Annotated in this window: 1 protein-coding gene; it reads left to right on the top strand. The window is 63.5% G+C overall.

Annotated features, from left to right (window positions below):
* Window positions 1-973: Bug family tripartite tricarboxylate transporter substrate binding protein (locus AB4Z13_RS32820; RefSeq protein ID WP_442207783.1), on the top strand; the 973-nt coding region annotated here is incomplete at its 5' end.
* Window positions 974-1,019: the final 46 nt, after the last annotated feature.

The following is a 1,019-nucleotide window of genomic DNA, read 5'->3' as shown; positions in this document are numbered from 1 at the left end:
ATACAACACATCGACCGCGGCAGCCATGTTTGCGTTCGCGATTGCTCCGCTAGCCATGGTGCCGGCTCACGCGGAGGAATGGCCGGGCAAGCCGATTCGTCTGGTAGTGCCGTTTGCCGCGGGCGGCGCGACCGATCTGCTTGCACGTGCGGTGGCCGTGGAACTGGGCAAGCAATGGAAGCAGCCCGTTGTCGTGGACAACCGCCCGGGTGCAGGCGGTGCCGTGGGCGCGGAAGCCGTAGCCAAATCCGTGCCGGATGGCTACACGCTGCTGCTCGCCTCCGGCAGCATGTTCACGGTCAACCCGTTCATCTATCAGAAGCTTCCCTACTCGGCTGAAAGCTTCGAGATGATCAGCAAGATCGCCAGTGGGCCGATGGTGGTGACGGTCAACACGAAGATTCCGGCGAAAACGATGACCGAGCTCATCGCTTATGCAAAGGCCAACCCGGGAAAATTGACCTTCGCGTCGGCAGGCAACGGTAGCCAGGTGCATATCGCCAGTGAAGCGTTTGCCGACGCTGCCGGCATCGACGTCGTGCATGTGCCGTACAAGGGCGAAGGACCGGCCTATGCGGACCTGATGGCGGGCACGGTAGACATGACAGTGGGGAACATCAATGCCATCTCCCCGCTCCTCAAGGGCGGCCGCCTTCGCGCGCTTGCCGTGACGGGCAACGAACGGTCCGCGCTGCTTCCTGACGTGCCGACTGTCGCGGAGGCGGGGCTGGAGGGCTTTACGTTCTATGGCTGGTTCGCGCTGATGGCGCCGGCCGGCACGCCAAAGGCGTTGACGGCGAAAATGTATGCCGACCTGGAGCGCGCCGCTGCAGAACCGGGCATGCAGCGCTATCTGGCCGCGCAAGGCATGGCCAGGACGATCACGCCGAAAGGTCGTCTTCCCGAGGAGATTGCCCAGGAATCGGGGCGCTGGAAGCCGCTGGTGACAAAGCGAAAGATCTCCGCCAACTAGGACGGGCACAGGGCATGGGCACTGAACATTACGCAGCCCTCGGGGC

Source organism: Rhizobium sp. YAF28, assembly GCF_052113285.1.
Lineage (GTDB): Bacteria > Pseudomonadota > Alphaproteobacteria > Rhizobiales > Rhizobiaceae > Rhizobium.
Note: the sequence above shows the minus strand (reverse complement) of the source record. Positions and strands in the feature narration are given on the sequence as shown.